Below are 23,636 nucleotides of genomic sequence, written 5' to 3' on the forward strand. Positions count from 1 at the left end.
CGCGCCCCCTACGGCGTCGGGACCGCGGCGAAGACCGCGTCGACGAGCGCCTCGGGCGCGACGTTCTTCGCCAGCGCGTCGTACGTCCGCACGAGGCGGTGGCGCAGGACCGCGTGCCGCAGCAGCTTGACGTCGTCCGGCACCACGTACGTGCGGCCCTCCTGGAGGGCGACGGCCTGGGCCACGCGCAGGAGCGCGATGCCGCCTCGGGGCGAGGCGCCGACCCGGACGTGGTCGGAGAAGCCGGGCAGCGGGCGCGGTCCGCCGCCGCGCGTGGTGTTGATGAGCGCCACGATGTACTGCTTGATCGACATGTCGACGTAGACGCGCGACGTGAGGTCCTGGAGGAGCGTGACGTCCTCGAGCGAGATCGGCTGCGTGTCGATCGGGGTGTTGAGGGAGCCCGACGCGATCCCGGAGAGGATCTCGACCTCCTGGGTCGGGGTCGGGTAGGTGAGGACCTCCTTGAGGAGGAACCGGTCCATCTGCGCCTCGGGGAGGACGTACGTTCCCTCCTCCTCGATGGGGTTCTGCGTGGCGAGGACCATGAACGGGCTCGGCAGCGGGTAGACCTCGCCGCCGATCGAGGTCTGGCGCTCCTGCATCGCCTCGAGCATCGCCGACTGGGTCTTCGCGGACGAGCGGTTGATCTCGTCGAGGAGGACGAGGTTCGCGTGCACCGGGCCGAGCTGGGTGGTGAACTCGCCGGTCGCGTAGTTGTAGATCTGCGTGCCGACGATGTCGTTCGGCATGAGGTCCGGCGTGCACTGGATGCGGTGGAACGAGCCCGAAACCGCGGAGGCGAGCGTCTGCGCCGCGGTCGTCTTGGCGAGGCCCGGCACGGACTCCAGCAGGATGTGCCCGCCCGCCATGAGCGTGGAGAGCAGTGCGCGCCGCAGGTCGTCCTGGCCGACGACCCGCGTGTTGAACACCTCGGTGACCTGCCGCACGAGGTCGGTGGCGCGCCAGACCTCGTCGTCCTTGATCCGCTTGACGCGGGCCCTCGCCTGCTGCTCGGGCTGGGCGGTCCACTCAGGCACGGGTGCTCCCTCACGATGCTCGACGCCGCCCCGGCGGGGTGGCCCGTGCAGACTACCGACGCGCGGGCCGGTCCACGGGCCGGAGCACAGGGCAGTGCTTCCCACCTGGTGCGGGGGCCGGGACGTGGGCGGGACGGGACGAACGTCCGACGACGACGAACGACGGCGACGTCGAACCGCCCGCTCCCCTCGCGCGCCGCGTGAGACCGCGCACGCACCCCGGGCCGCGTGACGCCGCCGACGTACCCTGACGAGGTGCCGCAGCCCCCGTCCTCCGATGCCCGCCGGTCGGCGACGGCCGGCGCCAGCTCGTTGACGACCGAGCAGGCCGGGACGCAGCGGGGCGCGACGGGACGACAGGTGCCGAGCGGGACCGGCCCGGCAGAGCAGCCGTCGACCGGGCGGACGCCGTCGACCGGGCGGACGCCGACCGTGCAGGCGTCGACCGAGCAGGCGTCGGCCATGCGGACGCCGTCGACGGGTCGCGCGGTCGCGGTATGGGTCGGCGCGCTCGGCGCCGCCCTCGTGGCGCTCGTCCTCGGCCTGCTCTCCACCGGCGCCGCGGACGCCCCCCTGCTCGCCGACCCCGGCGTGCTCGTCCGCTGGGGCCTGCCGCTGGTGACGGTCGGGAGCCACCTCGCCGCGACGCTGGCCGTCGGCTGCTTCGCCGTGGCCGCGATCGTGCTCGTGGGGCCGGCCAAGGCCCACACCGTGCGCGTCTCCGCGCGCGAGCGCGCCGCCCGCGCGGCCGCCGGCGGACGGTCGACGGACGCGCCGGCGACGACGACGCCCGTCCTCGGCCCCGACGGCGGTTCCGACGCCGAGCCCTCGCCGGCATCCGCCGACCCCGCCGCCCTCCCGGCACCAACCAGCCGTCCGGCGACCGACACGGCGGGCGAGGAGGCGGCACGTTCGTCGTCGTCGGCAGCCGAGAGGCGGCGTGCGGCGAGGCCGCCGACGCGGGCCTGGACCCGCGTGGTGCGCGCGGGGATGATCGCGGCCGCACTGTGGGGCCCGCTGCAGGTGGCGCACCTGCTGCTCACGCACGCGTCCGTGGTCGGGGAGCCGCTGACGGGCGAGCTGTACTCCGCGTCGCTGTGGCAGTTCGTCACCGAGCTCGACCTCGGCGTCACGCTCGTGTGGGCCTCGGCGCTCGCGCTGCTGACGGGGCTGCTCGCCGTCTCGACGTCGGGCACGGCCGGGGCGGCGTGGACCGCCGTCGTGGGCGTGGTGGCGCTCGCGCCGATCGGGTTCACGGGGCACGCCAACGGCGCCGCCAACCACGAGATCGCGATGACCGGCATGTGGCTGCACCTCGCCGGCGTCGTGCTGTGGATGGGCGGGCTCGCCGGGCTGCTCGTCGCCGCGCAGCACCTGAGGTCGCGCGAGCTGGCGCCGGCGGCCCAGCGGTACTCGTCGACGGCGGCGTGGTCGGCGATCCTCGTCGTCCTGTCGGGTGCGGCGAGTGCGATGCTGCGGATCAACGACCTCGGCGAGCTCGTCACCACGGGCTGGGGGCGGCTGCTGCTGGTGAAGGTCGTCGCGAGCGCCGCCCTGCTCGCGGCGGGCGCGTGGCACCGGCGCTCGACCCTGCCGGCGCTCGGGCAGGGGCGGCGCGGGGCGTTCCTCCGCCTCGCGATCGGCGAGGTCGCGCTCATGGCCGCGGTCATCGGCGTGGCCGTGGCGCTCGGGTCGTCCGAGACGCCGGTGCCGATCGCGCCGCCGCCGGACCCGACGCCTACCTACGCGATCACCAGCTCACCCGTCCCACCGTTCCCTGACCTGGTCGCCTACCTCACCGTGTGGCGGCTCGACCCGCTGTTCGTGCTCATGGTCGTCGCGGGCGCGCTGGTCTACGGGCGCTGGGCGCTGCGGCTGCGGCGGCGCGGCATCGCCTGGCCGGTGGGCCGGACGGTCTGCTGGTACGTCGGGCTCGCGGCGTTCGCCTACCTCACCCTCGGCGCGCCGGCGGTGTACGGCGACATCCTGTTCAGCGTGCACATGGCGATGCACATGGCGCTGACGATGCTCGTGCCGCTGTTCGTGGTCCTCGCCGCGCCGGTCACGCTCGCGCTGCGGGCCCTGCCCGTGCGGCAGGACGGCTCGCGCGGGCCCCGGGAGTGGCTGCTCGCCCTGCTCGGGTCGCGGTGGGCGCAGGCGTGGGCGCACCCGATCGTCGCGGGGATCAACTTCGCCGGGTCGCTCATCGTCTTCTACTTCACGCCGCTGTTCGACCTGGCGCTCGGGAGCCACGTGGGCCACATCCTCATGGTCGTCCACTTCACCCTCGCCGGGTACATGTTCGCCAACGCGCTCATCGGCATCGACCCCGGCCCGACCCGCCCCCCGTACCCGCTGCGACTCGTCCTGCTCATCGCGACGATGGGGTTCCACGCCTTCTTCGGCGTGGCCGTCATGCAGTCGACGGCGCTGCTCGGGGCCGACCACTTCGGCTGGCTCGGGCTGCCGTGGGGCGTCGACGCGATGGCCGACCAGGGGGTGGGCGGCGCGATCACCTGGGGCGTCGGCGAGTTCCCGACCCTCGCGCTCGCGGTCGGCGTGGCCGTCCAGTGGGCCCGGTCGGAGCGGAAGGAGGCCCGGCGGATCGACCGACGGGCCGACGCCGACGGCGACGCCGAGCTCGCCGCCTACAACGAGATGCTCGCGGCCCGGGCGAGGGCGTCGCAGGAGCGGTAGGGGTGTGTGTCGACGCCGCACCGCGTCCCCCACGCCGAAAGTCGGTAGCCGCGCCGAAGAGTCGGTGGCCGCGCCGAAGAGTCGGTAGCCGCGCCGAAGAGTCGGTCAACGCGCCGAGGAGTCGGTAGCCGCGCCGAAGAGTCGGTCAACGCGTCGAAGGTACAGACGGCGGCCCTCCTCTCGACACGTCAACCTGAGTCTCGACACGGACACCCCCGTCTCGACGCCGCACCGCGTCCCCCACGCCGAAAGTCGGTAGCCGCGCCGAAGAGTCGGTGGCCGCGCCGAAGAGTCGGTGGCCGCGCCGAGCAGTCAGCAGTCAGCAGTCAGCAGTCAGCGCTGACCGATGAGCAGTGATCGACGATCGGCGATCGGTCAGAACCGGACGTCGTCCCCCTCGACCACGACTGCGATGCCGTCGCCGACCACGGTCGTGTCGGTGAGGATCAGTCCCTCGGGGAGGCCCTCGAGCTCGACGTAGTGGTCGAGCGGCAGGCGGCTGCCCACGAGCGGGATCTCCGACAGGCGCGTGCTCACACCGGCGAGCGTGCCCTGGTCGAGGTGAAGGTGGATGCCGCGGCCGTCCTCGGTGGGTGCGACCTCGGCGGTCACGTGGATGTCGCCGCCGAGCACGCTGGTGGTGAGGACCAGGTCGTTGCCGTCGATGTCGGCCTCGAAGCTGCGCTCACCGAGGACGGGGACGTCGAAGGTCGCCTCCGCCACCTGCTCCTGCACCAGCTCGAGCGGAACGGTGCCGCTGGCCTCGAGGTGCGCCACCTCGACCGGCTGCCGGTAACCGACGCCCGTCATGAATCCCTCGACGTCGAGCAGCTCGACGTCCGGGAGGACCATCCGGTCGGCCTCGAAGTCGATCCGGTCGATGCGGCCGGAGACCACCTGCGGGAGGAAGGGGAAGCCGTCGAGGCGGACGTCGGGGTTCTCGAGCTCCTCGGTGAACGACTCGAACGCGTCCTCCGCCTCGGCGCGCGCCCGCATGAGCGCCCACCGGTCGGCCACGAGCAGCCCGACGACGATGACCAGCGATGCGATGACCAGCGAGAGCACCCACCGCTGGACCACGCCGGAGCCGGCCCGCCGCCACCACCGGCGCACTGACATCGCTGCGCCCTGGACCGCGGCGAGAGCCGCCGGGGTCTCGTCGTCCGTGTCCGGCCGGCGCTCGCGCGACCGGTCCGTCCCGTCAGCGCCCACCGCCGCGGAGCCGTCCGCCCCGCCGTCGCCGTCCGGGGCGGCGCCCGCGCCACCCTCGTCGACGTACGTCGGGGCCGAGCCTGCCGGCACGGAGGCGGGTTCGTCGGGGAGGGCCGAGCCGGCGGAGGCCCGGTCGGCGGCACCGGCGGCGGTCGCCTGATCGAGCGGTACCGCGGCCGTGCGTCCTGCGGCGTCGAGCTCGGCGGTGTCTGCCTCGCCGGCGTCGGGAGCGGGTCGCGAGTCGAGGCCATCTGCCTCGCCGGCGTCGGGAGCGGGTCGCGAGTCGGGGGCGGATCGCGAGTCGGGGCCGTCTGCCTGGTGGCCACCTGCCCCCGCGCCTCGGACGACCACCTGGTCGCCGGGCACCGGGCCGCCCGAGGTCGTGTCGTTCACCGGCAGCGCGACCGGCGGGAGGTCCGGGACCTCCGACGGCGGTTCGCTCACGCGCGGGGCCGTGCTCGCGGTCGGCGGCTCGGGGTGTCCGGCGTCGTCGTCGGTGGGCGTCACGTCAGGTCGCTCAGCCGCACTCTCGACCACGTTCGGCCCGGCATCCGACCCCTCACCCGCACTCTCGACCACATGTGGGCCAGCGCCCGACCCCTCACCCGAACTCTCGACCACGTGCGGGCCGGCGTCCGGCTCCGCATCAGGTCCGGCAGCAGCCGCTCCGTCGGGGGTCTCCGGGTCGACGTCGGACGAGCGGTCCACGTCGTCGTCGTTGGAGGTCCCCGGCTGCACGCGACAACCCTAGGGTGCTCGGCGGCCCCTCGAGGTGGTCAGACGTGCCCGTTCAGGACGTCCCCGCCAGCGGTCGGCGACCGTGGGCGACACCACCGCCACCGCCGGCACGACCCTCTGCGCCGCGCGCCACACCTGGGAGGCGGCGGGCACGGCTGCCCGTACACTCCCGGGCAGACGCGCGATGGAGGACACGGCCGTGACCGGCACTGACGACACGAACGACCTGGCGAACGAGGCCGCCGACCCGGCGACCCCGCTCACCCGGCTGCAGGAACTGGCCGAGCACCACCCCGAGCTGCGCCCGGCGATCGCCGGCAACCCCTCGACCTACCCCGGTCTGCTCGAGTGGCTCGGGAACCTCGGAGACGACGACGTCGACGACGCGATCGCCCAGCGCCGCGCGCGCACCGCGGGCATCGACCCGGACGAGCCCGCCACGGCGCCCGTGCGCCGCCCCACCGCCGAGCGCTTCGGCGCTGCGGGGGCCGCCGGCGCAGCCGCGACCGGGTCCGCCAAGCGGCCGACCACCGAGTCCCCCGCGGTCGAGGGCGAGCAGCTCGCGCGCCCCACGACCCCGCCGGACGGCTCACCGGTCACCACCCGCACGCCCGACGCACCGCCGCGACAGATCGAGGAGCCGCGCCGCGCCGTGCCGTGGGCCGGGATCCTCGCCGTCGCCGCCGCGCTCGCCGTCATCGTCCTCGGCGCCCTGTGGATCTTCAACCTGCCCGGGAACGACGACCAGCAGACCACCTCGGCGGGCGAGCCCGACCCCGACTTCCCGCCGGCCACCGACGAGGCGCCGAGCGAGGGCGAGGAGGAGAGCCCCGCGACCGACGAGATCGCGGACGCGCTCGCCGCCCTCGAGGCGCTCCCGTCGAGCTCCGGCTGCTCCGACCCGGGTCCTGATGCCGAGGTGGTCCAGGCCTTCGCGGCCTCCGCGGCGCCCGACGGCACGTGGGGCGACCCCGCGCACGGCGACCGGGTCGTCGACTCCCTCGAGGCGCTGATGGACGAGTGCGGGCGCGAGCACACCCAGGAGGTCGTCGACATGATCCTCGGCGACTCCGACACCAACCCCGCGCTGCGCACGGCCATCGAGGCCGACATGAGCTGGCTCGAGGTCCCCGAGATCCCGGCCGACGCCCAGCAGATGCCCGGGTTCTGGGTCCAGGGCGCGAACATGGCGTGCAACCTCAGCGGCAGCGACGTCGTCTGCACGATCGTCGACCACTCGCTCGACACCCCCGAGGGGTGCCTGCCCGGCGGCATCAGCGTGGAGATCAGCTCCGAGGGTGAGGCCGGCGTCAACTGCAACCGGTCCGCGAACGCCGACCCGCTGCTCTCCGACGGCCAGTCCGCCTACAACGGCGACCTCGCGTGCACGGTGACAGGGGTCGACGTCGAGTGCTGGTCGACCGAGTCCGGCAGCGGCTTCCGCCTCGGCCCGTCGGTGCTCGAGACCTACTGACCCGGCGGGGCCGCCGCGGCTGTCCGCGCGTCGCGAACACCTCCGAATCAGGCGGACACGGGCGGCGTGCCCGTGGTCGGATACGAGGGTGACCGATGACGACACGCCCCGCACCCCATTCCACGACCTCGACACCTACGTCGCGCTCGGGCGCGTCTCCGGGCTCGCGCTGAGCCCGGACGGCGGGCGGCTCGTCACGTCGGTCGCCACGCTCGACGACAAGGCGACGGCCTACCGGAGCGCGGTCTGGGAGATCGACCCCGACGCCGAGCGCCCGGCGCGCCGCCTCACCCGCGGCGGCACCGGCGAGTCCGCCCCGGCCTTCACCGCGTCCGGCGACCTCGTCTTCACCGCCGCGCGGCCCGACCCGGCGGACGAGGAGGGCTCGCGCGCCCGCGCCTGGGTCCTGCCCGCGGGCGGCGGCGAGGCGCGCGTGCTCGCCGACCACCCCGGCGGCGTCGAGGGCGTCCTCACGGCGCGCGCCGCGGACACGGTGGTCGTCGTCGGCTCCCCGCTCCCGGGCTCGACCGACCTCAAGGACGACACCGAGCGACGCAAGGCGCGCACGGACAAGAAGGTGGCGGCGATCCTCCACTCGGGCTACCCGGTCCGCTACTGGGACCACGACCTCGGTCCCGGTCACCCGCACCTCTACCGGGTCGACCCGCCGTCGGCCGGTTCGGCGACGGACGGCGCGAACGCCGCCACGACCGGGCACGACGACGAACGGCCCGACGCCGATGCCCCCGGCACGCTCGTCGACCTCACCCCGGACGCCGGGACCGCCCTGTTCGAGGGCACCCACGTCCTGTCCGACGACGGCACGACGATCCTCGCGGCCTGGTCCGTCCCCGCGGCGCGCGGGGAGCTACGCACCGGCGTCGTGACGATCGACGTCGCGACCGGCGCTCGCCGCTGGGTGGCCGAGCCGTCGGCGGAGCACGAGTTCTCGCCCGTGGCCCTCACGCCGGACGGGGCGCGCGCCGTCGTCACCGTCGAGCAGCCCTCGACCCCGGAGCGGCCCCCGATCGTCACCCTCGCGCTCCTCGACCTCGCCACCGGCCGGCGCGCGACGATCGCCGAGGGCTGGGACCGCTGGATCAGCGAGGCCACGGTCCTCCCGGACGGCTCCGGCATGCTCGCCGTGGCCGACGACCGCGGCCGGGCGCCGGTCTTCCACGTGCCGTTCGACGGCTCGGAGGTCACCCGCCTCACCGCCGACGGCGCGTTTTCGAACGTGCGGATCTCCCCCGACGGGACGCGCGCCTACGCCCTGCGCGCGAGCTACGGGGCGCCGGCCGCACCCGTGCGCCTCGACCTGTCCGTGCTGCGCGAGCCCGCGCTCGGCGGCGCCGAGGTCACCGACGTCCCCTCCCCCGTGCCGGCGCCGACCCTGCCGGGCACGCTCACGGAGATCGAGGCGTTCGCACCCGACGGCCACCCGCTGCGGGGCTGGCTCGCGGTCCCGGACGGCGCCACCGCCGAGAAGCCCGCGCCGCTCCTGCTGTGGGTGCACGGCGGCCCGGTCTCCTCGTGGAACACCTGGTCGTGGCGGTGGAACCCGTGGATCGCCGTCGCGCAGGGGTATGCCGTCGTCCTGCCCGACCCGGCGCTCTCGACCGGGTACGGCTGGGAGTTCATCGAGCGCGGCTGGGGCGCGTGGGGCGGCCACCCGTTCACCGACGTCCTCGCGGTCACCGACGCGGCCGCGTCGCTGCCCGAGATCGACGACGCCCGCACCGCCGCGATGGGCGGGTCGTTCGGCGGGTACATGGCCAACTGGATCGCCGGCCACACCGACCGGTTCGACGCGGTCGTCACGCACGCCTCCTTGTGGAACATCGAGACCTTCTCCGGCACCACCGACGTCGGCTGGTTCTGGGAGCGCGAGATGACGCCGGAGATGCGTGCCGCGCACTCCCCGCACCACGCGGTGGCCGACATCTCGACCCCGATGCTCGTCATCCACGGCGACAAGGACTACCGCGTCCCGATCGGCGAGGGCCTCGCGCTGTGGCGCTCGCTCGTCTCCCGGTCCGCCCTCGCGATGGACGACGCCGGGCACACGCCCCACCGGTTCCTCTACTTCCCCGACGAGAACCACTGGATCCTCACGCCCCAGCACGCCAAGCTCTGGTACCAGGTGGTCCTCGGCTTCCTGTCCGAGCACGTCCTCGGCGAGGAGCCGCCGGCGGCGCCCGACCTGCTCGGGTGAAGCGCCCCGATCTGCTCGGCCGAGCCTGCACGGCAGGCGCGGCGGTCGCGGGCCTTCCGGTCCCGCCCGCGCGGCCGTAGCGTGACGGGATGTTCGGGGAACCTCCGACGTCGCGCACCCGGGAGGCGATGGCTCGGGTGGACCGTGCCCGGTTCCTCCCGCGCGCGACCCGGCCCTACGCGTCCACCGACGCCCCGCTGACGATCGGCCATGGCGCAACGTGCTCCCAGCCCTCGACCGTGCGCGCGATGCTCGAGCTCCTCGACGTGCCCGCGGGTGCGCGGGTCCTCGACGTCGGCAGCGGATCGGGCTGGACCACGGCGATCCTCGCGGAGCTCGTCGGCCGGGGCGGCAGCGTCCTCGGCGTCGAGCTGGTCCCCGAGCTCGTGCGGCGCAGCCGCGCGGCGCTGGAGGGCGCGGCATCGGTGGGGCAGGCGGCGGAGGACGTCGAGACGGCCGCACCCCACGGCCGCACGGGCACCGGCACGGGCACGGACACGGACACGGACACGGAGAAGCCTGCCTCTCCCCGCACCGGCCGTCCGCGGATCGAGTTCCGCGTCGCCGAGGCGGGCGTGCTCGGCGCCCCCGACGACGGGCCGTTCGACCGCATACTCGTGTCAGCCATGTCGGACGCGGTGCCGGAGCCGTTGGTCGCGCAGCTCGCGGTCGGGGGCGTCATGGTCGTGCCGGCGGGCGGGCACCTGGTGAGGGTGCGCAGGACGCCGGACGGCCGCGACGAGGAGCGAGCACCGGGCAGCTACGCGTTCGTCCCGCTGCGCTGACGCGCCGGGCGGGCGCCCCGGATCACGCCCAGACGAGCGCCATCGAGGGGTCCTCGAGGATCGTCGCGATGTCCTTGAGCACGAACGAGCCGAGGGCCCCGTCGACGAGCCGGTGGTCGAAGCTCAGCGCGAGCTGCGTGACCCACCGGACGGCGATCTCGCCGTCGTGCACCCACGGCTGCTGCCGCACGGCGCCGAGCGCGAGGATCGCGGCCTCACCGGGGTTGAGGATCGGCGTGCCGGTGTCGATGCCGAAGGCGCCGACGTTCGTGATCGTGATCGTGCCGTCGGCCATGTCCGCGGGCTGCGTGCGACCGGCCCGCGCGGTCGAGGTCAGCTCGCCGAGCGCCTGCGCGAGCTCCTTGAGGTTGAGCCGGTGCGCGTCCTTGACGTTGGGCACGACGAGCCCCCGGGGCGTCGCCGCGGCGATGCCGAGGTTGACGTAGTGCTTGTAGACGATCTCCTGGGTGTCGTCGTCCCAGGACGCGTTGATCTCGGGGTGCCGGTTGACCGCGAGCAGCAGGGCGCGCATGGCGATGAGCAGCGGCGTCACGTGCAGGCCCTCGAACTCGCGGTCGGCCTTGAGCCGGGCGACGAGCTCCATCGTCCGCGTGACGTCGATCGTGTGGAACTCGCTGACGTGCGGGGCGGTGAACGCCGACTGGACCATCGCCTCCGCGGTCCGGCGGCGCACCGACCGCGCCGGGACGCGCGTGCGCCGGCCGTCGGGCGAGACGGAACCACCCTCGAGCCACGGCTCCTCGTCCGACCACGTGGCGAGCTGCTGGACGTCCGAGCGCTGGTGGAGCGCCACGACGTCCTCGCGCGTGACGATGCCGCCGGGCCCCGTGCCGTGCACGGAGTCGATGTCGACGCCGAGGTCCTTCGCGAGGCGTCGCACCGGGGGCTTGGCCCGGGTCGGACCGCCCGACGCCGGCACGAACCTCGTGCTCGAGCCGCCACCCTCGCGGGTGGCGCGGCCGGGGACGCCGGGGCCCGCGGCGCCGGGAGCCTCGCCGCCCGGGGCCGTGCGCGGGCGGCCGGGGGCCACGCGGGTGCCGGCCGGGCTCGGGCGTGAGACGAGAGGGGCGGGGGCCGGGGACGCGCTCGCCGCGGCGGACGGCCGAGCGGCGCCCGCCGCTGATCCGCCCTGCTGCGCCGCAGCCGGCTCGCGCCGCGGACGGCGTCGGGCGGCGCCCGGCCGGGTCCCGTAGCCGACGAGGACGGCGCCCGACCCGCCGGCGTCGTCGTCGGCCTCGTCCCCCTCCGCGGTGCCGGCAGCCGGCTCGGGGGCGGCGGGCTCATCGGGGCGGGTGTCGAGCTCGACGATCGGGGCGCCGACCTCGACGGTCGTGCCCTCCTCGACGAGCAGCGCGCGGATCTCGCCGGCGAACGGGCTGGGCAGCTCGACGACCGACTTCTCGGTCTCGATCTCGCACAGGGTCTGGTTGACCTCGACCCGCTGGCCGACGGCCACCTCCCAGCTGACGATCTCGGCGTCGGTCAGGCCCTCGCCGACGTCGGGCAGGCGGAAGGTCTGGTGTCGCTGGTCGCTCATCTCGGCTCCTCGGGTGGCGTCTCAGGCGGCGAGCGAACGCTCGACGGCGTCGAGGATCCGGTCGAGGGAGGGCAGGTAGACGGACTCGTGGGCGGAGGCCGGGAACGGCGTGTGGTAGCCGCCGACCCGCAGCACCGGGGCCTCGAGTTCGTAGAAGCACCGCTCCTGGACGGCGGCGGCGAGCTCGGCGCCGGGACCGAAGAAGGTGGGGGCCTCGTGGACGACGACCAGGCGCCCCGTACGGTGGACGGAGGCGGCGACGGCGTCGACGTCGAGCGGGGAGATCGAGCGCAGGTCGATGACCTCGAGGCTCGACCCCTCATCCTGGGCGACCTCGGCCGCCTGCAGCGCCACCTTCACACCCGGACCATAGGACGCGATCGTCAGGTCGGTGCCGGGACGCACCACGCGGGCGGCGTGCAGGTCGCGCGTGAGGGCGTCGGCGGACAGGTCGACGGGGGCGTCGAGCTCGACCGGCCCCTTCTCCCAGTAGCGCGACTTCGGCTCGAGGAAGAGCACGGGGTCCGGGGAGGCGATGGCCTGCTGGATCATCGCGTAGCCGTCGGCGGCGTTGGCCGGGCTGACGATGCGCAGGCCGGCCGTGTGGGCGAACAGCGCCTCGGGCGACTCGCTGTGGTGCTCGATCGCGCCGATGTGGCCGCCGTAGGGCACGCGGACGACGACCGGCATGCTGAGCGCGCCCGACGTGCGGTAGGTGAGCTTCGCGAGCTGCGTGGTGATCTGGTTGTACGCCGGGAAGATGAAGCCGTCGAACTGGATCTCGACGACCGGGCGGTATCCGGCCATCGCCAGGCCGATCGCGGTGCCGACGATCCCGGACTCCGCGAGCGGGGTGTCGACCACGCGGTCCGCACCGAACTCGGCGTGCAGGCCGTCGGTCACGCGGAAGACGCCGCCGAGGGGGCCGACGTCCTCGCCCATGACGAGCACCCGGTCGTCGCGGGTCATCGCGGCGCGCAGGCCCGCGTTGATCGCGCGGGCGAGCGGGAGGGTGGTCGCCGTCGCCGGCGGGGCGGGGTGCATCAGCGGGCCTCCTCGGCGGTCGTGCCGGTGTCGGTGCCGGTGGCGTTGTCGGTGTCCGTGCTCGTGCCGGTCTCCGTGTCGGCGAAGCCGGCCTCGAACGCGAGCATCGCCTCCCGGTCGGCCTCGACCTGCGCGTGCGGGAGCGAGTGGACGTGGTCGAACATCGACCCCGGTGCGTCGGCGCGCTCGGCGAGGCAGGCGGTGCGGGCGTCCCGGGCGAGCGCCTCGGCCTCGGACTCGACGGCGGCGAGGAAGGCGTCGTCCGCGTGCCCGGCGGCGAGCAGGTGGGCACGCATCCGGTCGATCGGGTCCTTCGCGCGCCAGGCCTCCTCCTCGGAACGAGGGCGGTAGCGCGTGGGGTCGTCCGACGTCGTGTGGGCGCCCATCCGGTACGTGACCGCCTCGATGAGGGTCGGCCCCCCGCCGGAGCGCGCGCGGCGCAGCGCCTCGGCGGTGACGGCGTAGGAGGCGAGGACGTCGTTGCCGTCCACGCGGACCGCCGGGATACCGACGCCGGGGCCGCGCCGGGCGATCGGGACGCGCGACTGGACACGGGTGGGGACCGAGATCGCCCACGAGTTGTTCTGGCACAGGAGGACGACGGGCGCCTGGGCGGAGGCGGCGAAGACGAGGGACTCGTTGAAGTCGCCCTCGGAGGCGGCGCCGTCGCCGTGGTAGACGACGACGGCGCGGTCGGCGTCCGTGCCGGTGCCGACGTGCCCGTCGCGCTGGATGCCCATCGCGTACCCGACGGCGTGCAGGGTCTGCGCGGCGAGCACGAAGGTCTGGACCTGGAAGTTGTGCGCGCGGGGGTCCCAACCGCCGTGCCGGGTGCTGCGCATGACGGGCAGCAGGTCGGTGAGCGGCAGGCCGCGGACGAGCGCGACGCCGTGCTCGCGGTAGCTGGGGAAGATCATGTCGGCGGGCCGCTGGGCGTGGGCCGAGCCGATCTGGACGCCTTCCTGCCCGAGGCTCGGCGCCCACAGGCCGAGCTCGCCCTGGCGCTGGAGGCGGGTGGCCTCGGTGTCGAAGGCCCGCGTGAGGACCATGTCGCGGTACATCGCGCGCAGCGTGTCCTCGTCGAGCTCGTCGACGAGCGGCCCGTAGACCGGGTGGTCGATGCGCTCGCCGGCCGGGGTGAGGAGCTGGACCAGGGCGTCCTCCGGGTCGAGCGAGGCGCCGCGCGGGGCGGGGACGGAGGAGGTCGCGTCGGGGGTGCCGGAGGCGGGGGCGTGACCGGCGCCGTTCGGGGCGTGGTTCGCACCGTTCGGACCCTGGGCCGTGGTGGCCGACTCGTGCGTGGAGCTGGTGGTGGGCACGGACACGTGGTCCTCCTTCGGTCGTCCGACGCTGCGGTGCGGGAGCGGATCCGGTGGGGCCCCATCCTGCACCTCCCGTGGCCCGGGGTCCGGCCGGCCGCGCGATCGGCGCGGCCGGCCGGAGGACTCCGTACGCGATCGGCGCACCTCGTCCGAGCCGTCGGACACCGCGTGGGGATCGCCCGCGGGTGCCCGGAAAGCTACCTACGGTCATGTAGGCTACACATGTGTAGGTTGCGGCGCGAGCGCCGCGCCCGGTGGCCTGTCCCACACGCCCGGCCCGTCGTCGAGATTGCGGTTGGTGCACGTCGAGATTGCGGTTGGGAGAACCACGACCGGTCGAGAGTGCGGCTCAGCGCCCCGCTGGTCGCCGAGATTACGGTTGGTGCACGTCGAGATTGCGGTTCGTCGTCGTTCGGGGCCGTACGCGCCCGGGGCCTCGCCCCCTAAGGTCGCGGCATGAGCGGACTCGTCCCGTACCTGCTGTTCCCCGGCACCGCCCGCGAGGCGATGGAGCACTACCGGTCGGTGTTCGGCGGTGAGCTGCAACTGATGGACTACGCCTCCGCCGGCCGCCACGACGGGCCGCCCGACTCGGTGGCGCACGCGATGCTGCTGGGCGAGGTCGAGATCGCGGGCGCGGACGCCGGCGCCGACGAGGACGGCGTGGCCATGACCGGCATGTTCCTCTCGCTGCTCGGCACGGCGGAGCCCGCGACCCTCGCCGCCTGGTTCGAGGCGCTCGCCGACGGCGGCCGCGTCATCGACCCGCTGCAGCGGCGGCCGTGGGGCGACCACGACGGCACGCTGATCGACCGCTACGGCGTGCGCTGGCTCATCGGCCACGAGGGCTGACGCGCCGCGGCAGGCTCACCCAGCACGGGCCGCGCTCACCCAGCACGGTCCGTGCCTCCCCGGCACGGCCTGTCGCTCCCCCGTGCACGGGCCTCACCCCAGCTGCGCCGCCACGAGCGCGAGGACGGCGTCGGTGTTCTCACGCGTCCCGATGCTGATGCGCACGCCGTCGCCGGCGAAGGGCCGCACGAGGAGGTCGACCTCGCGGGCGGCGTCCGCGAACGACGCCGCACCGTCGCCGAGCCGGAGCCACACGAAGTTCGCCTGCGTCTCCGGGATCTCGAGGCCGAGCCCGCGCAGCCCCGCTACGAGGCGCTCGCGCTCGGCCACCACCTCGGCGACGCGCCGGCGGATCTCAGGGTCCGCGTCGAGGGCGGCGAGCGCCGCGGCCTGCGCCGGGCTCGAGACGCCGAACGGGGTCGACGCCGAACGGATGCCCGCCACGATCTCGGGATGCCCGAGGGCGTACCCGACGCGCAGGCCGGCGAGCGAGGCCGCCTTGGAGAACGTCCGCAGGACCACGAGGTTCGGGTGCGCCGGGAGCAGTGAGGGTCCGTCGGTCGGGTCGGCGGCGGTGACGAAGTCGATGTAGGCCTCGTCGAGCAGGACGAGCACCGTGGGCGGCACGGCCTCGAGGAACGCGGCCACCTCGGTGCGCGTGAGCGCGGTCCCGGTCGGGTTGTTCGGCGAGCAGAGCAGGATGACGCGGGTGCGGTCGGTGACGGCGTCGGCCATCGCGTCGAGGCGGTGCCGGCCCTCGGGGTCGAGCGGGACGCGCACCATCGACGCCCCCGTGACCTGCACGGCGATCGGGTAGGCCTCGAAGCTTCGCCAGGGCGCGACGACCTCGTCGCCCGGGCCGCACGTCGCGCGCAGGATCGTCTCGAGCACCGCGGTCGACCCGCCGCCCACCACGACCTGGTCGGGCGCGACGCCGTGCCGCCCGGCGAGCGCCTCGGTCAGCTCGACCGCCGCCATGTCCGGGTAGCGGCCGGAGTCCTCGACCGCCGCCTGGACCGCCTCGACCACCCCGGGCAGCGGCGGGAAGGGCATCTCGTTGGACGAGAGCTTGGCGACCGGCCGGTCGTGCGCGGGCCGCTCCCCCGGCACATAGGCCGGGAGCGAGGCGATGTCGGCCCGCAGGAGGTCGGCGGGACGGGCGGGGGTGGGCGGGAACGTGCTGGACATCGGTCCAGCATGCCCCGCGCGCCCCTCCGAGGTGGTGGAGCGCCACGGGTCGGGCGCGCGTGACGCGGAGTCGGTGTCGGTGTCGGTGTCGGAGTCACGAGGGCGAGCCTCACCCGCACTCTCGACACACGAAGGCCCGACGACGAACAACGCGCCCGCCCTCACCCGCACTCTCGACGAACGAGGGCCCGACGACGAACCGCAATCTCGACGTGCACCAACCGCAGTCTCGACGAACGAGGGTCAGGCCTTGCGCGGCCACCAGGGGATGCGCGGGCGCGGCGTGACGACCTCCGGGACGCCCTCCTTGACGGCGTTGGTGATGACACCGGTGCCGTAGGAGGCGTCGTCGAGCAGCCGCATGGCCAGGCTCGTGACGGGCCCGAGGCGCGTGGGGCGCAGGAGGTGGTCGCGCACCGGCTCCCAGGCCATGGCGGCGGCGAAGCCACGGGCGAGCCCGGACCGCGGCGTCGAGGCGAGCACCGCCCAGCCGATCGGCCACCAGTCGCGCCGCAGCAGGTGCCCGGTCCAGAACCCGTCGGACCAGATCTGCCGGCCGGCCATCTCGGCGACCACCGTGTGCGGGACCTCGTCGGGCAGGACCGCGCGCTGGCGGGCGACCTCGTAGGCGGCGACCCCGGCGGCGAGCCACCTGTGCCCCGTGGCGGCGAGCCCGATGAACGCGAGGCCGGACAGGCTCGGCGACGCGGGCGTGAGCCGGCCCGGGTGGCGCTTCTCGAGGTGCGCGGCCGAGCCGCCGTAGTCGGCGCGGCGGCCGACGAACGCCCGCCACGTGGTCCGGACCTCGTGGTGGACGACCACGTCCGGGGCGTACAGCACGTTCCAGCCGGCCTCGTCCATGCGCCAGAACAGGTCGACGTCCTCGCCGACCCGCATACCGGGCTCGAACGGCGGGTCGGTGACGGCGGAGCGGCGCACGAGGACGGCGGCGCTCGGCAGCCAACCGACCATCACCCCGTGGACGACCCGGCTGGGGATCGGCCCCATGTCGATCTCCGAGCGCGTCTCCTCGTAGAGCTCGATCGAGCTCTCGCCGTCGAAGCGGGGTCGGACGCGGGGCCCGACGGCGCCGAGCCGCTCGTCGTCGAGCATCGGCCGCAGGCGCGCGATCCAGTCGTCGCTCGCGCGGGCGTCGGAGTCGATGAACGCGACGAACGGGGCGCTCGTCGCGGCGAACCCCGTGTTGCGGGCGCCGCCCGGGCCGGTGTTGACCTCCTGGCGCATGAGCCGGGCGCCGTGCCGAGCGGTGATCTCCTCGATGCGGGCCGCGTGCTCGGGGTCGGGGGTGGCGTCGTCGACGACCGTGACCGGGTGCCCCTCGACGGCGAGGGACTCGAGCAGCGGGTCGAGCAGGGTCGGGTCGCCGTACATCGGGATGACGACCTCGACGTCCGTCACCTCGCCGTACGCGACGGGCTTGGGGTGGACGATGCCGAGGTCGAGGAGGAACCGGGCGGCTGCCCGCTCGGTGTCGTCGGCCGCCTCGGTGCCCCATCTGTCGGCGTCCCGCACCCGGGCGGCGAAGTCGCGGAACTCCTCGGGTACGACGGTGACCGAGAACGGCGAGCCGCCGAGGACCACGCGCCCCGCCCGCAGGACCGTCTCGGGCGCCCAGACCACGGTCCGGCCGGCGACGACGTCCACCTCCCCACGCTCGGGGGGCTCCGGGAAGGGAGGGGGCCCCCAGGGGGTGGTCGTCACGTCGGTCGTCGTCACGTCGTCTCCTGTCCTACCGGCTGCCGGTGCGGTGCCGACGCGGGGACGACGACACTCGTCCCATTCTCCCAGTCCTCCGCACCCGTCGTGCGTGATCGATCGTCGTTCGCTCCAGGCGGAGCGTCGAACACGGCCCGACGACGAACCGCAGTCTCGACGGACCTGAGCCGCACTCTCGACACCTCGGCCCGACGACGAACCCCGCCCCTCGCCGTCGTCCGCCCCTCGCCGTCACCCCTCCCGCTCGAGCTCGACGACGACCGAGGTCGTGACGGCCCCCTCCTCCCCCGCGCCGAGCAGGTAGGCGAACTCCTCCTGCACCGCGACGACGCCCGGGTCGTGCCCCCGGTGCTCGACGACGCCCGCCCACGCGGCCGCCGAGTGCTCGGGGTAGTGCCCCTCGAACGGGAACACCTCGGACAGATCCCGGTCCCGGGTCGAGGTGTCCACCGTGTAGGCGCTCCGGCTGCCGGTCGCGGCGTTCGGGTCGATGTGCGGGACCGGGGCGCCGTCGAGGCCGGACACGGCGTCGTCGGCGACGTCGACGCTCATGTGGTGCCCGGCCACGGGTGCGCCGGCGTGGGCGATCGGCGCGTTGAGCGCCACGCTCGTGCGCAGGTCGTACCGGCGCGCGTCGTCCCCGGCCGCCCAGTGCGCGACCCCCAGCCCGCCCTGGCTGTGCCCGATCATCCCCACCGCGTCCCCGTCCCGCGCGCCGGCCAGCTCGAGCGCCTCCGAGATGCCCTCCATGAGCGCCGAGCTGCCGGTGGCGGCGAGCTCGATGTTCGAGGCGTTGTCCATGAGGTTGTCTGGGTCGGCCACCGTCGCGTCCCCGCTCGTCCCGGGGATGACGACGACAAACGACGTCGACCCGTCCGCGTGCTCCGTCCGCAGGACCTCGAGGTGGGGACGGTTCTCGCGCCCGGACTCGGCGTGCAGCGGGTCGACCCGCCGGACGAGGTCGGCCACCGAACCGGGCCGGGCGGCGTCGAGCACCGCCGACGTCCGGCCCGGCGCCGGTCGGCGCGAGAGCAAGGAGCCCGGCGCGCCCGGACCTCCCGGGCCTCCCGGCGCACCAGGGCCTCCTCGGGCATCCGCGACGACCGAGCCCGGGGGTGCCCCGACCCGCAGGCCGGTCGCCCCCGCGAGCACCGGCAGGAGGCCGGGCACCGGCTCGTCGTCGAGGACCGCCCTCGCGCCGCCGGGCGACCCGATGCTGAGGGCCCGGGCCAGGGGAAGCGCCGCGAGCGCGGCCGTCTCGCCGGCCGCCGGGTCACCCTGCACACCGGTCAGCAGCGGCGAGGTCCCGGTGGCGTCGGCCGCGAGATCGATCGCCCCGCCGGCCGCAGCCACCTCCGCGTCGAGCGCCGCGGCGATGCCCGGGCCGCCGGGGCGAGCCGCCCACCCCGGGTTCGTCAGCACGCCGTAGCCCGGGAGGAACCAGCCGGCGGGGTTCGGAGTCGCGAGCACCCGCCCCGTGATCACGCGCGGGAGCCCCATGGCGTTGGACAGCGCCCCGAGCACCCGGAACCGGGCACCCGCACCCCCGTCCGCGCGCTCCGCCATTTCTGCCCACCCCCGCAGGCCGCTCGCGAGGTCTGCCACCCGCCCGGCCACGGTGTCGATCGTGTCCGCCGCCCCCTGCGCCGACGCCCCGACGGCCACGAGGTCGGCGGCGAGCAGCGGGTCGTGCCCGGGGTTCGGGACCGGGACGAGGATCCGCCCGCCGTGCTGCGGGGTCGATCCGACGAGCCGGAGCGGCGCCGCGGCCGCCCGCAGGCCCTCCGCCACCTCGTCGAGCTCGTCCGCGAGACCGCGCACCTCGTCCGGGTCGACGTCCATGCCATCCCTGGACGAGGTGACGTGCTCGGCCTCGACGGGGTCGGGCGGGACCGGAGGGTCCGGCCGGTCGCCGGCGACCGGCCGGGTCAGCCCACCCATCGCAGCGCTCCCACGCCCGGAGCACCCTCGAGGTCGATCCGCACCGTGAGGCCGATCAGCCGTCCCTCGATCCCGCGCAACGTGGTGAGCGCGGACTCGACCTCCCCGCGCAGCTCCTCGCGCCGGTTCGTAGCGATCGTGCCCGCCTCGCCGGTCCACGCGGTCGGCGCGCAGGCCGACAGCCTGTCCCGCACGCCCTCCAGCGCCGTGGCCTGCGCACGCACCCGTTGCAGGTCCGCCTCGATCTGCTCGAGCATGCCGTCCCCCCTCTCGTCACCGGAACGCTAGGCGGGCTTCCGGACGGCGCACCGGGGGTGGCGGGGCGGCCTGTGGGCGGGAGCGTGGCAGGGCTGCCTGTGGGGACGGCGACAACGCCGCGCCGACGACGCCGGTTCGGCTCGGCCGCACCGACCGATCAGCCCGGCCAGCCGGGCAGCCGGGCAGCCGAGCAGCCGAGCAGCCGGGCAGCCGAGCAGCCGAGAGACTCTCTCGATCTCAGTCCGCGGCGAGCGGCTGCCGCGCGGCCCAGTCGGTGAGCTCGACCCGCGGCCCGGTGTAGAACGGCGTCTCCTCGCGGACGTGGAGGCGGGCGTCGACGCCGCGCAGCTCGCGCATCACGTCGACGATCCGGTGCAGCTCGGGCGCCTCGAAGGCGAGGATCCACTCGTAGTCGCCGAGGGCGAACGCGGACACGGTGTTGGCGCGCACGTCCGCGTAGTCGCGCGCGGCCATGCCGTGCTCGCGCAGCATCCGGGAGCGCTCCTCGGCGGGCAGGACGTACCAGTCGAGGGACCGCACGAACGGGTAGACGCAGATGTAGTCGCCCGCGGGCTCGCCGGCGAGGAAGGCCGGGACGTGGCGCCTGTTGAACTCCGCCGCCCGGTGCAGGCCCACGACCGACCAGACGGGCTCGAGGGCCGCACCCAGGTCGGACGCCCGCAGCGCGTGGTACGCCGCCTGGACCTCCTCGATCGTCTCGGCGTGCCACCAGACCATGAGGTCGGCGTCGGCCCGCAGGCCGGCCACGTCGTACCAGCCGCGCACCTCGACACCGGTCGCGCGCACCGCACGCTCGGCGTCGGCCACGAGGGCGTCCCGCTCGGCGGCGTCGGCCGGCAGCGGCTGCGTGGTCGCGAACACCGACCACATCGTGTAGCGCACCGTCTCGTTGAGCGCCTCCGCCTCGTGCTCGCTCAGGTCGTTCGCGCTGCCGCTCATGCCGTCTCCTCGATCGGTGTCACCACGTCGTTCGGCTGCCCGCACAGCGCGAGCCTGCCGTCGTCGACACCGTCCCGGACGGCGCAGCACCCCACGCCGCACACCGAGTCCCACGCGGGCAGGTCGCCGACGACCCCGCGCCGCCCCGGACCACCCGCCTCGACACCCCGCGCCTCGGCGGCGCGGTCGAGCAGAAGGTCGACAAGCCCGGACACGAACTGGGCATACGTCCCGGCGGTCGCCGCGCGGGCGAAGGACAGTCCGAGCTCCTCGGCGGTCTCGGCGGCCTCGGTGTCGAGGTCGTAGACGACCTCCATGTGGTCGGAGACGAACCCGATCGGGCTGAGCACCACGGAGTCCATGCCGCCCGCGGCGCGCTCCCGCAGGGCGTCGTTGACGTCGGGCTCGAGCCACGGGGTGCGCGGGTCGCCGGACCGGGAGCAGTAGGTGAGCGACCAGTCGAGCTCGCGCCCGAGCCGCTCCCCGACCTCGGCGGCGACGAGCCGCGCGACCTCCTCGTGCTGCTCGGCGTAGGTCGCGGCCGCCCCCCGCCCGGAGGCGACCTCCATCGTCGTCGGGATGGAGTGCGTGACGAACATGAGGTGCGGCTCCCCGCCGAGCTCGCGCATCGAGGCCTCGACCGCGTCGGCGTTGGCCGAGACGAAGCCCGGGTCGTTGAAGTACGGCCGCACCTTGTCGACCACCAGCGGGCGCCCCTCGGCCACGAGCTGCGGGACGTACCGCCCCACGTCCTGGCGGTACTGGCGGCAGCTCGAGTACGAGCCGTACGCCGAGGTGGCGACCATGGCCACGCGGCGGGCACCGGCGTCGTGGAGCTCGCGCAGCACGTCGACGCCGTCCGGGTCCCAGTTCCGGTTGCCCCACGCCACGGGCACGTCGAGCCCGCGCGCGGCGACCTCGGCGCGCAGCGCCTCGAGCAGCGCGCGGTTGAGGTCGTTGATCGGACTGCGCCCGCCGAACGCGTAGTAGTGCTCGCCGACCTCCTCGAGCCGCTCGTCCGGGATCCCGCGGCCGGCGGTGACGCGGCGCAGGAACGGCACGACCTCCTCGGGCTTCTCGGGGCCGCCGAAGGACATGAGCAGGACGGCGTCGTAGGGCGCGAGCGCGCCGACCGTCACGGGGGGCGCGGCCTGCGGCGCGGCGCCGAGGTCGTCCCGCTCCTCGGCCGTCGGTCGGTCGGTCGTCACGGTCACGTCGTGGTCCTCCTCGTGGGTCGGCGGCCCGGTCCGGCGTCCGCGGTCTCGTCGGTCACCGAGATGCCGGTGACGAGCTCGAGCGCGCGGACGAACTCCTCGCCCCTGCCGTCGCGGCCGGCCGCCCGGGCCGCGACCGTGGGTGGGTGGGCGAGGCGGGCGGCGAGGCGCCTGAGGGCCTGGGCCGCCTGGTCGGCGGGGACGGTGCCCGCCATCGGAAGTCGGGTGAGCTCGTCCTCCAACGCGGAGCCGACGCGGTCGCGCACGGCGACCACCACGTCGTCCATCTCGCGCTCGGCGCGGGTGTCGAGCACGGCGCGCACCTCCTCGGCGAGCACCTCCTGGGCGCGTCGCACCTGCCCGTCGGTCGCCGCGGGCGCGTGCGCCTTGACGGTGTCGAGATCGACGACGACGACGCCCGGCAGCGCAGCAGCCTCGGTCGTCACGTCGTGCCGGAGGGCGAGGTCGACGACGACGAGCGGCGCCGCGCGTCCTGCCGACCGCCGTGCCGCCAGCGCGGCCAACACCACGTCGGCGTCGAGGACCGCCGAGCCGGTGCCGCGGCAGGCGACGACGACGTCCGCCGACGCGAGCTCGTCCGCGAGGTCGCCGGCCTCCCGCACCTCCTGGGTCTCGGCGAACCGGCGAGCGCGTCCACTGGCGGACCACACGGCGATGTCGGTGCACTCGCGGCGACGCAGCGCGGCGACGGTCGCGCCTGCGTAGGCGCCGGTGCCGACCACGAGGGCGCGCCCGCCGGACCACGAGACGCGCGGCGGACCGCCGGACTCCGGGGTCCACGGCTCGGCGTCCCGGGGGCAGCCCGGGCGCTCGTGGACCGCGCCGGCGAGGTCGAGCGCCACAGCGACCACGGAGCGGCCGGCGGCGGCGAGGTCGGTGTCCACCGCGATGCGGCGCGAGGCCCGCGACGCCCGCTGAAGCGCGTCCTCGAGCGCAGGCGTCGTGGAGCCGGCGGCGCGGGCGCCCTCGAGCGCGCGGCGGACCTGGCCGACGATCTCGCGCTCGCCCACCACCATGGCATCGAGCCCGCTGGCGACCTCGAAGAGGTGGCGCAGGGCGTCGTGGCCGTCGGTGCGGCCGGTGAGGTCGTCGACCTCGGCGGCGTCGACACCGGAGGCGGTAGCCAGGGCGGCGCGGGCGGCGTCGAGCGCGGCGTCGGGGTCCTCGGCCTCGAGGTAGAGCTCGACCCGGTTGCAGGTGGCCAGCACGACCGCGCCGTCGACCGCCGGGTGTCCGGCGAGCCGGGACGGCAGGGACTCGACGCCCACGCTGAGGCGCTCGAGGTCCCCGAGCGTCACCGAGTGGTGATCGGCGGAAAGCAGGGTGAGCGGCACCGCTGCAGGCTAGCAATTCCGCCGCCGTGGCATTTCCTGGTCCGTG

Annotated in this window: 17 protein-coding genes; 5 read left to right on the forward strand and 12 right to left on the reverse strand. The window is 75.1% G+C overall.

The window, feature by feature from the left end:
• Positions 1–8: 8 nt before the first annotated feature.
• Positions 9–1,040, reverse strand: coding sequence for an AAA family ATPase (locus ACPYO6_RS05190; RefSeq protein ID WP_425713830.1), 1,032 nt, complete (start codon positions 1,038–1,040; stop codon positions 9–11).
• A gap of 255 nt (positions 1,041–1,295) precedes the next feature.
• Here ACPYO6_RS05190 and ACPYO6_RS05195 point away from each other — a divergent pair, with 255 nt between their 5' ends.
• Positions 1,296–3,737 (forward strand): cytochrome c oxidase assembly protein, encoded by a 2,442-nt coding sequence (locus ACPYO6_RS05195; protein ID WP_425713831.1) that lies wholly within the window; start codon positions 1,296–1,298, stop codon positions 3,735–3,737.
• 375 nt (positions 3,738–4,112) lie between these two features.
• Here ACPYO6_RS05195 and ACPYO6_RS05200 read toward each other — a convergent pair whose 3' ends face one another.
• The gene (locus ACPYO6_RS05200; protein ID WP_425713832.1) at positions 4,113–5,456 is read right to left on the reverse strand and encodes an LmeA family phospholipid-binding protein; all 1,344 of its coding nucleotides are present in this window, start codon (positions 5,454–5,456) and stop codon (positions 4,113–4,115) included.
• 430 nt (positions 5,457–5,886) lie between these two features.
• Between ACPYO6_RS05200 and ACPYO6_RS05205 the strand changes: the two genes are divergently transcribed.
• The 3 genes from ACPYO6_RS05205 to ACPYO6_RS05215 all read left to right on the forward strand — a co-directional run bounded on the left by ACPYO6_RS05205 (position 5,887) and on the right by ACPYO6_RS05215 (position 10,161).
• Complete coding sequence (locus ACPYO6_RS05205; protein WP_425713833.1) at positions 5,887–7,161, forward strand: hypothetical protein; 1,275 nt, start codon at positions 5,887–5,889, stop codon at positions 7,159–7,161.
• 88 nt (positions 7,162–7,249) lie between these two features.
• Positions 7,250–9,376 carry a prolyl oligopeptidase family serine peptidase gene (locus ACPYO6_RS05210; RefSeq protein ID WP_425713834.1) on the forward strand — a complete coding sequence of 709 codons (2,127 nt, stop codon included), beginning with the start codon at positions 7,250–7,252 and terminating at the stop codon, positions 9,374–9,376.
• Between the two features lie 128 nt (positions 9,377–9,504).
• On the forward strand, positions 9,505–10,161 hold the full coding sequence (locus ACPYO6_RS05215) for a protein-L-isoaspartate O-methyltransferase family protein (protein WP_425713835.1): 657 nt from the start codon (positions 9,505–9,507) through the stop codon (positions 10,159–10,161).
• A gap of 22 nt (positions 10,162–10,183) precedes the next feature.
• Here the strand turns inward: ACPYO6_RS05215 and ACPYO6_RS05220 are convergent, their stop codons facing one another.
• Genes ACPYO6_RS05220 through pdhA form a run of 3 tightly spaced genes read right to left on the reverse strand, consistent with a single transcriptional unit; the run spans position 10,184 to position 14,088 of the window.
• Entirely contained in the window at positions 10,184–11,719 is a 1,536-nt protein-coding gene (locus tag ACPYO6_RS05220; RefSeq protein ID WP_425713836.1) for a dihydrolipoamide acetyltransferase family protein, read from the reverse strand.
• Positions 11,720–11,740: 21 nt separating this feature from the next.
• Positions 11,741–12,763 (reverse strand): alpha-ketoacid dehydrogenase subunit beta, encoded by a 1,023-nt coding sequence (locus ACPYO6_RS05225; RefSeq protein ID WP_425713837.1) that lies wholly within the window; start codon positions 12,761–12,763, stop codon positions 11,741–11,743.
• Entirely contained in the window at positions 12,763–14,088 is a 1,326-nt protein-coding gene (pdhA, locus tag ACPYO6_RS05230) for a pyruvate dehydrogenase (acetyl-transferring) E1 component subunit alpha (protein WP_425713838.1), read from the reverse strand. The genes ACPYO6_RS05225 and pdhA overlap by 1 nt, the downstream gene beginning before the upstream one ends.
• A 453-nt stretch (positions 14,089–14,541) precedes the next feature.
• On the opposite strand from pdhA, the gene ACPYO6_RS05235 reads away from it, so the two are divergent.
• A complete protein-coding gene (locus ACPYO6_RS05235) occupies positions 14,542–14,937 on the forward strand; it encodes a VOC family protein (protein WP_425713839.1) in 396 nt (131 codons plus the stop codon).
• 93 nt (positions 14,938–15,030) lie between these two features.
• On the opposite strand, the gene hisC is transcribed toward ACPYO6_RS05235, so the two are convergent.
• From hisC to ACPYO6_RS05270, 7 genes are all read right to left on the reverse strand, one after another.
• Complete coding sequence (gene hisC, locus ACPYO6_RS05240; RefSeq protein ID WP_425713840.1) at positions 15,031–16,125, reverse strand: histidinol-phosphate transaminase; 1,095 nt, start codon at positions 16,123–16,125, stop codon at positions 15,031–15,033.
• A gap of 243 nt (positions 16,126–16,368) precedes the next feature.
• Positions 16,369–17,862: a mycofactocin biosynthesis glycosyltransferase MftF gene (gene mftF / locus ACPYO6_RS05245; RefSeq protein WP_425713841.1), complete on the reverse strand. Its 1,494-nt coding sequence runs from the start codon at positions 17,860–17,862 to the stop codon at positions 16,369–16,371.
• 231 nt (positions 17,863–18,093) lie between these two features.
• Positions 18,094–19,803, reverse strand: coding sequence for a hypothetical protein (locus ACPYO6_RS05250; RefSeq protein WP_425713842.1), 1,710 nt, complete (start codon positions 19,801–19,803; stop codon positions 18,094–18,096).
• A complete protein-coding gene (locus ACPYO6_RS05255; RefSeq protein WP_425713843.1) occupies positions 19,791–20,060 on the reverse strand; it encodes a hypothetical protein in 270 nt (89 codons plus the stop codon). Before ACPYO6_RS05255 ends, ACPYO6_RS05250 begins: the two co-directional genes overlap by 13 nt.
• A gap of 238 nt (positions 20,061–20,298) precedes the next feature.
• Complete coding sequence (hemQ, locus tag ACPYO6_RS05260) at positions 20,299–21,021, reverse strand: hydrogen peroxide-dependent heme synthase (protein WP_425713844.1); 723 nt, start codon at positions 21,019–21,021, stop codon at positions 20,299–20,301.
• Positions 21,018–22,235, reverse strand: coding sequence for a ferrochelatase (locus tag ACPYO6_RS05265; protein WP_425713845.1), 1,218 nt, complete (start codon positions 22,233–22,235; stop codon positions 21,018–21,020). The genes hemQ and ACPYO6_RS05265 overlap by 4 nt, the downstream gene beginning before the upstream one ends.
• Entirely contained in the window at positions 22,232–23,590 is a 1,359-nt protein-coding gene (locus ACPYO6_RS05270) for a glutamyl-tRNA reductase (protein WP_425713846.1), read from the reverse strand. The genes ACPYO6_RS05265 and ACPYO6_RS05270 overlap by 4 nt, the downstream gene beginning before the upstream one ends.
• Positions 23,591–23,636 lie beyond the last annotated feature (46 nt).

The organism is Georgenia sp. Z1344 (assembly GCF_049856295.1).
Classification (GTDB): Bacteria; Actinomycetota; Actinomycetes; order Actinomycetales; family Actinomycetaceae; genus JB111.